This is a genomic window from Wenxinia marina DSM 24838 (assembly GCF_000379485.1).
In the GTDB taxonomy this organism is placed as follows: domain Bacteria; phylum Pseudomonadota; class Alphaproteobacteria; order Rhodobacterales; family Rhodobacteraceae; genus Wenxinia; species Wenxinia marina.
In genome coordinates this window covers 1-6,753 of record NZ_KB902305.1, presented here as the reverse complement: position 1 = coordinate 6,753, position 6,753 = coordinate 1, and the positions used below count along the sequence as shown (strand labels likewise).

Below are 6,753 nucleotides of genomic sequence, written 5' to 3'. Positions count from 1 at the left end.
GAACGACGTTACGCTGGACTTCTCGCGCCCCGGCAAGCCGACCGACAACGGGTTCATCGAGGCGTTCAATTCGAAGCTCCGGGCGGAGTGCCTGAACGCCCACTGGTTCATGAGCCTTGCCGACGCCCGCGAAAAGCTCGAGGATTGGCGTAGGCACTACAACGAGNACCGACCCCACAGCGCGATCGGATACAACGTCCCGATCGCGATGCATTTTCCCGATGGCGCGACCAGCCCGTCATCGTGAGACGGCCGGAAAAATCCAGCTTCCGGCGGTCCAGCGTTGGGGAGCGGAGCAAGCGCTTCGGCGCGATGCGCTGCGTTGTGTCGAACATCGGGGGCGGGCGCTCGGGCGCAAAGACGTTGCGGCTGCAGCTCTTCGATGGCGGCGGCGCGCCGTTCCGCGAAGTGGTCGCGAAGCTCGCTACGCTCGACCGCGTTCAAGATGAGGACCGCCGCTACGAGGCGCACATCATCCTGCTCAACGCTTCGGTCACGCCGCGCAAGATGGCGATGCTGGAGTTCGGCGCTGGACCGATAGCCGGACTGTTCTATCAACTGGCGCAGGGGCACGACGATTCACTGTTCGCGACTTTGGCAAAGGAGGACGCACGCGGGGCTGCCGCCGTCGCGGAGACTGCCGCGGCATTCAACGACTGGTCCTTTGGAAAACCGGAGAGTCGCCGCACCGTGAAAGAGGTGCGCCAGTGCTGGGTAGGCGACGACAAGGCGGACGAGCTGCAGGCAACGTATGGGCTCGATTGGGCGGCAAATTTCGAGGCGCGCGAACTGCAGACGCGCTGGTGCTGCGTTCATGGCGACCTGCACGGCGAGAACATCTTAGTCAATGCTGGCGGCAAGATCATGATCATCGATTATGGCGACGTCGAGCACAGCGCAGCGAGCTATGATGCGATCAGCTTGGAGCTCAGCGCCGTGCTTCAGCAGAACGAGACGATCTGCGCGGCTTGGCCGACCGCGGAGCAGTGCCGGCAGTGGCACGACCTTGATATCTACTTGGCCGGCTGTCCGGTGCCAGAATTCGTGCGGGCCTGTCGTGAGTGGGCCCTGAGGGTCGCGGCGGGGCGCCGGGAGATCGCGGCTTGCGCCTATACTTATCTCCTCCGGCAACTCAAGTATCCGGATACGGACAAGGGCCGCATCCTTGCGCTGCTCGAAGGCGTGCGCGCTCTCATGCAGTCAACGTGATTACAAGGCGGTAAGAACCGACTGGGATAGAGGCAAACACGCGGCCCCTTTTGGCAACTTGGCCCAGGCCCTCGATCTGATTGTGGCTTGGGTGACCGACCAATACGCCCCACGGTCCCGCGCTGCCCTCAGCTACGAGACATCCGTAAGCTTCGCCCTGCAGGCCTGTGATCGACTAATCCTGATCCGTCGAATAGCCGACATCGATGATCTGCTGAACAGGAGCCATGACAAGGCCATCCCGACCGACGAGCGAGAGGTCGCCGATCCGTCGTCGGCTTCGGGGAACCAGCGTCAGACCTTTCAAATAGTCATTCAGAAGACCCTCCTCGAAACCGACGAAAAGCACAAGATCGGGTTTCGGAACCAGTGACGCAATCTCCTTCGCTCGCTCGAAATCCCGGTCGAGCGAGCCAAAGGGCGTAATGATTGTGCCGGCAAAGATCGCTTTGTCCTGATCGCCGGCAACTTGCACGCGGCGATGCGGCGCGACGGCGAGCTTACCATCGACGCTCATAAGAAGGCCAAGACCGAGAGCAGTCTGCTCGACGTAGGTTCTCGCAACAGCCTGAACCAATTCTGAGATCTCCTCTGGCTTCGGAGTCTCCCCTTCGGTTTCTGGATCGAGGGCGTAGAGGAAGGGGTCACGCGCCGGATTCGCCAAGCCCCAGCGCGACATTACTGCCCAGCCTTTTGGGCGCTTCGACTGCCAAATCGTCTTTGAGCCACGGCGCACCCCCTTCTGAACGCGAATGCCCTGAATCTGGCCGTCTGCGGTCTTGATTGGCCCCGGCATGCCACCGCGCGTCGCATTGCCCTTCTGGTGCGAACCCTTGGCCTCGCCGATGGCGAGCTCGCCTGGACGCGCACAGATCCAGTCGGGCATTTCGGTCTGCGACCTCGGCTTGCGGATGACCCGCCAGCTTGGCGACAGGTGGAAACTGTCACCATCGATCGCTGTGAACCAAACGAAGTCATGATGCTGCTCAAGATAGGCGCGCGCAAAGAAGCGGCCGAAAAGACCTGAAAAGCTGCGACGCATTTCAGTCCCGCGACCGGGGCCTCTATCGCGCCACACGAGATTCGGGCCCGGCTCCAACAGGTCTTCAAGAAGGCCAAAAAGCGACGTCGATCGCGGCGCGGTTTGGAGAATTTCGTTCCAAGCGCAGCGGGCAACCTCATCGATGTCTAGGGAGACCTGGGCCACTGGATGACCGCGAGACGTTTTCAGGTGCGCCGGACAGGCCGAGGACGGCTTGATGACAAAACGCTGCGTTCGTGTATTCACCGTTGAGGCTCGACTTCTGTTTGGGGTAAGTGTTCTAATGCTCTACTCATGCATTTTCCGACGATGGCGTTTAGGCATTCGAACTGCGGACGTCTGCTCTGGCTTATCTGCGGTGCGGCATCCTGTGAGAAGCGAAATTCCATTATGGACCGGCCGTTCGCGCAATCGGACTATCCATCGCAAGATCAATATTCGACTCCGATAGAAGGATAAGCTATCCTTCGCGGCATTCGACCACCAAATCGGTAGCCTCTATTCAATATGACCCACGGCATCATCGAACGAGGCTGAGACTTTCGAAAGCCGGGCAGGCTATCAAAGCCTTGAGTATTCTCGAGCCAATCATAGACGCAAAATTTTATGATGTCCTCGATTTCAAGATAGTAGCCCTTGTGGGAACGCACGCGGTCAAACGATATTCTTCCGCAGGACACGGTGTATTACCGCGGCGCCCCACAATACCAAAATGGTTGTGAGCTTTGGTGAGTCGCTTATTGAAGTTGATGGCCTTTCCGATGTAGGCGATACGCATATCGTCGTTCTGACGCCAATGAGAACGAATAAAGGCGTAGATGCCGCCTTGCCCCCTCCAACTGGGCGGGACGTTAAAGTTAGGTTCATGGCTTTCCCATAACCTAGGAGTCGACCAGTTGATAGTCGCCTGTCGGTAGTATTTTCGCCCACTATTCCCCGAGATGTCTTCGGGGTCATCCCAGAGTTGGCATAGTTCCAAAGCACTCTCCAAGCTATTTCTTCAGAGTGATAAATTTCTCGATTCATCAGAATTGGTCCACGGGCAACTTGTCAAGCTGGTGGTTGATGGTATCTGGGCGAAATCCTGACGCAACGACGGTGTCCAGATTGTATTGAGCAAGGCCAGCTTTCAATGGCTACTATGTGGCAAGCATGTTTTAGGCGAACGACGGCCATGGGCGGGGAGCGCTAATCTCATCAAGGATCATCGAACGTCCGGTCTGGGCCGAAAGCGCTCTCTGGGTCCGACTGGATACCTCTCCGGGCCATACCGCAGCGTTTTCTTCCGACAATGCCCTTCGAGAAAGATCGCCACGATCGCGTTGATCTTGGTCTGGCGTCGCTGTTCGCATCGGTTCGGTCTCCATCGCGTCTCGCCGACCGGCGGCCGCGAAAACGTCGCGCCTCGTCCGCCTGCGCTCCGGCGATGGCCGGGGCGGTCAGGCCCCTGTAGGATCGGCGCCGTCGGAGAGGTTGAGGAGACGAGGCCCCATGGCAACGATCAAAATGCGCGAGCTGAAGACCGGCTACACCTACCGCTCAGCCTGGACCGGGTTCGCGAAGGGCCGCGGGCTCGACATCGAGGGCGCCCCGATCCTGCACAGCTCCCGCGTCCGGGCGAGCGATGGGAACATACGAGGATCCCTTCAAGGGGTCACGGAGCGGGTTCTCGGCGAAATACGAGCAGTTTATGGACGGCCTGCGGACGAGCCGATACGCGCTGGTTCGCCACGGCGGGCGGGACGAGAGCGGCGAGATGTTCGGCACGGGGATGCTCATCGCGATCTACGAACTCCTCTCGCACCAAATCGACGACGAGGGCGGCGTCAGGGTCCGCCTCGGCGAGCGCATCGCGATCTGAAGGGGAGAGCCGATGCGCACGACGTTCCGGCAGGCACTGATCGACCGCATGGCCCGCGACGGCACGCGAATCGCCGATCTAGCCTCGGGAGCTGGCGTCAGCCGCGACACCATCAACAAGCTGCTGAGCCGCGAGGGCGCCTCCACCTCTGTGGAGAACGCAATGGCCATCGCGGCGTTCTACGGCGAGACGGTCGAGGGCTTCATCGGCGGGCCGGCCGGCGACCGGCTGGCGGCCCTGGTCGCGCAGCTGGACGGGACCGAGCGCGCCCTCGTCGAGGCGCAGATCCGCGGCATCCTGCAGCATCGCGGTGAGGTGGCCAGCTCCGATCCGGGCTCGCGGACAGGACAGTGACGGTGCCACCAGCCCGACCTTGACGCGGACCGAAATGCGCCTGTCGCGTCTGCCCCCTTTGATGGCCTCGATGAGGCACGAACAGCGACGCAGAAGGTTCCGACGTGAGGAACCTCCGTGGTGGCGGCAGCATGCCCAACGTCCTGCGCCGCCAGCTCCTTCGTGGCGGTCTCGACCTCCGCCGGCTACGGCGTCTCCGAGGGCGGTCAAACGAGCCTCTCCTCGGCGCCGGCGACCTGTGCGCCCGGCGTTTTCACGGTGAGCATCGACGACGGCTTCGGCGCGGCCGGCGCGCCGGCCAAGATGGTGCGTCGGTAGCGGGGAGGCGAAACCGCGGCCTGCTCTACTCGCCGTCTGTCCGGAGATGACGGCTAAGGCTGAGGGAGCTACGGGATCAGACAGGCGTCAGTCAGCCCCGAGCGTCCTCCGCCGACCGATAGGCAGAGCCGATGACGCTCGACACCTCGGCTGCAAGCGTCAGGAGCGCATCTCCTCGTCCAGGTGAGCGGAGTTCATTGATGAACTGGCTTAGCATGTCGTCGGATGCCAGCACCGGCGGTTGGGCTACCCAAGCGTCGTCGCCTGCACGCCGCAGGCGCACGACGGTATCGACAGGTCCGCACGTCAACATGCCGGATGTCCCAGTGACCTCGATCGAAAAAGAGAAGCGGTCGTTGACGAAGCTGACTTCGGCGACCGAGATGGCCCCCGACGGGAAGCGCATGATGTAGGCTGCGTTGTCCTCTACCCCGAGGCCCGCGATCGAACTCATCTCCGCGGACACGGACACCGGCACTTCGCCATGGATCATCATGGCGAGATAGGCCGGATGGGCGCCGAGATCGATCATCACGCCGCCGCCCGCTGCACTGAACTCGAAGAACCCCTTCGGGATCGGCGGTGTCCCGAAGGCGCCCCCATGGGCATAGCGGATCCGCGACGACACGACGCGCCCGATCGACCCTTCGGCGACGATCTGGCGGATGGTGCGATGCGGCGCCTCGCCCATCCGCTGGAGCGAGACCCAGAGGACCAGGCCGGCGTCCCGCGCCTGCCGTGCCAGCGCGGCGGCATCGTCCGGGTCCACGGCCAGCACCTTTTCGGTGAACACGTGCTTGCCGGCGGCAAGCGCGGCGCCGATCACCTGCGGATGGTCGGTGGTCTCGCAATCGACGATCACGGCGTCGATCGCGTCCGAGGCCAGGGCAACGGCAAGGCTCTTCTCGAACGGCAGGCCGTGCGCCGCGGCGAAGGCGCGGCCTCGGGTCTCGTCTCCGTCCCAGACCACCGCGACTTCGGCCTGCTCGTGTCGCAGGGCCCAGTTCAGGTGATCGAGAGCATGGACGTGCCATGTTCCCAGGAGGGCAAACCGCACGGTCACGCCGCCACCGTGGGCATCCGGGGGGTCGAGGCGATCAACTCTCGCGTGTAGCTGTGTTGCGGCGACGTGAGGATGTCGGCGCACGCCCCGCGCTCGACGACGATGCCGTTCTGGATCACGAGCGCCGTATCTGTCATGTGGCGCACGATCTGCAGATCGTGCGAGATCAGGACGAGGGCCAGGCCGCGCTCCTGCCTCAGCCGCAGCATGAGGTTGAGGATCTGCGCCTGAGTGGAGATGTCGAGAGACGAGGTCGGCTCGTCGGCGACGAGAATCTCGGGATCGGCTGCGAGCGCGCGGGCGATGCCGACGCGCTGGCACTGCCCGCCGCTGAGGGTCGCGGGCATCTGATCCTTGCAGGCGTCCGGCAGGCCCACCTCGGTCAGCAGCTGACCTGCCCGCTCCAGCGCGTCTGACCATCGCATCGGCGTCCAGCAGCGCAGGACCTCGGCGACGATCTTGCGCGGCGTGCGCCACGGCGTGAGCGATCCGTAGGGATCCTGGAATATCATCTGGACTTTGCGGCGGCGCGGGTCCCGCCGTCCGATCGTGGACCATTCCGCGCCGAGGACCGACACCCGACCGGAAGTGGGCAGCGTCGCTCCCACCAGCAGCTTGCCGAGGGTCGACTTGCCGCTCCCGCTTTCGCCCACGATTCCGAGGGAGGAGCCACGCGAGATCGCAAGATCGACCGGCTGCAGCGCCGGCGCCGAGGCGCCGGGGTAGACGATCGATGCCGCCTCGGCCATGAGGACGGGGACATCCTTCCGCAGGGGCGGCGCGGGGGGCAGGGTGGGCCGGTGCAGGTCTCCGGTCGTTCGGTCCAGCACGGCCAGCGGTCTGCCTCGATCCGCCTCGTGCGGCTGGGCGGCGAGAAGGGCGCGGGTGTAGGGGTGCGTGGGGGCG

8 protein-coding genes are annotated in these 6,753 nt (G+C 63.3%); 5 read left to right on the top strand and 3 right to left on the bottom strand.

Annotated elements, in window-relative coordinates:
• The coding region (locus A37W_RS0114670) for an integrase core domain-containing protein (RefSeq protein WP_018303792.1) at positions 1-247 on the top strand (247 nt) is incomplete at its 5' end.
• Positions 244-1,209, top strand: a complete 966-nt coding sequence (locus A37W_RS22120) for a phosphotransferase family protein (protein ID WP_254656017.1) — start codon at positions 244-246, stop codon at positions 1,207-1,209. The genes A37W_RS0114670 and A37W_RS22120, both read left to right, overlap by 4 nt.
• Before the next feature lie 175 nt (positions 1,210-1,384).
• On the opposite strand, the gene A37W_RS0114660 is transcribed toward A37W_RS22120, so the two are convergent.
• On the bottom strand, positions 1,385-2,416 hold the full coding sequence (locus tag A37W_RS0114660; RefSeq protein WP_156169147.1) for a hypothetical protein: 1,032 nt from the start codon (positions 2,414-2,416) through the stop codon (positions 1,385-1,387).
• Positions 2,417-3,875: 1,459 nt separating this feature from the next.
• On the opposite strand from A37W_RS0114660, the gene A37W_RS22115 reads away from it, so the two are divergent.
• From A37W_RS22115 to A37W_RS23855, 3 genes are all read left to right on the top strand, one after another.
• Positions 3,876-4,112 carry a hypothetical protein gene (locus tag A37W_RS22115; protein WP_229666069.1) on the top strand — a complete coding sequence of 79 codons (237 nt, stop codon included), beginning with the start codon at positions 3,876-3,878 and terminating at the stop codon, positions 4,110-4,112.
• Positions 4,113-4,124: 12 nt separating this feature from the next.
• A complete protein-coding gene (locus A37W_RS0114650; RefSeq protein ID WP_018303787.1) occupies positions 4,125-4,466 on the top strand; it encodes a helix-turn-helix domain-containing protein in 342 nt (113 codons plus the stop codon).
• Between the two features lie 162 nt (positions 4,467-4,628).
• Positions 4,629-4,784, top strand: a complete 156-nt coding sequence (locus tag A37W_RS23855) for an AIR carboxylase family protein (RefSeq protein WP_018303786.1) — start codon at positions 4,629-4,631, stop codon at positions 4,782-4,784.
• A 91-nt stretch (positions 4,785-4,875) separates the two neighbouring features.
• On the opposite strand, the gene A37W_RS22110 is transcribed toward A37W_RS23855, so the two are convergent.
• Together A37W_RS22110 and A37W_RS22105 are read right to left on the bottom strand one after the other, a co-directional pair.
• Entirely contained in the window at positions 4,876-5,841 is a 966-nt protein-coding gene (locus A37W_RS22110; RefSeq protein ID WP_254656016.1) for a Gfo/Idh/MocA family protein, read from the bottom strand.
• A 2-nt stretch (positions 5,842-5,843) separates the two neighbouring features.
• A partial coding sequence (locus tag A37W_RS22105; RefSeq protein WP_157236497.1) for an ATP-binding cassette domain-containing protein occupies positions 5,844-6,753 on the bottom strand: 910 nt, incomplete at its 5' end.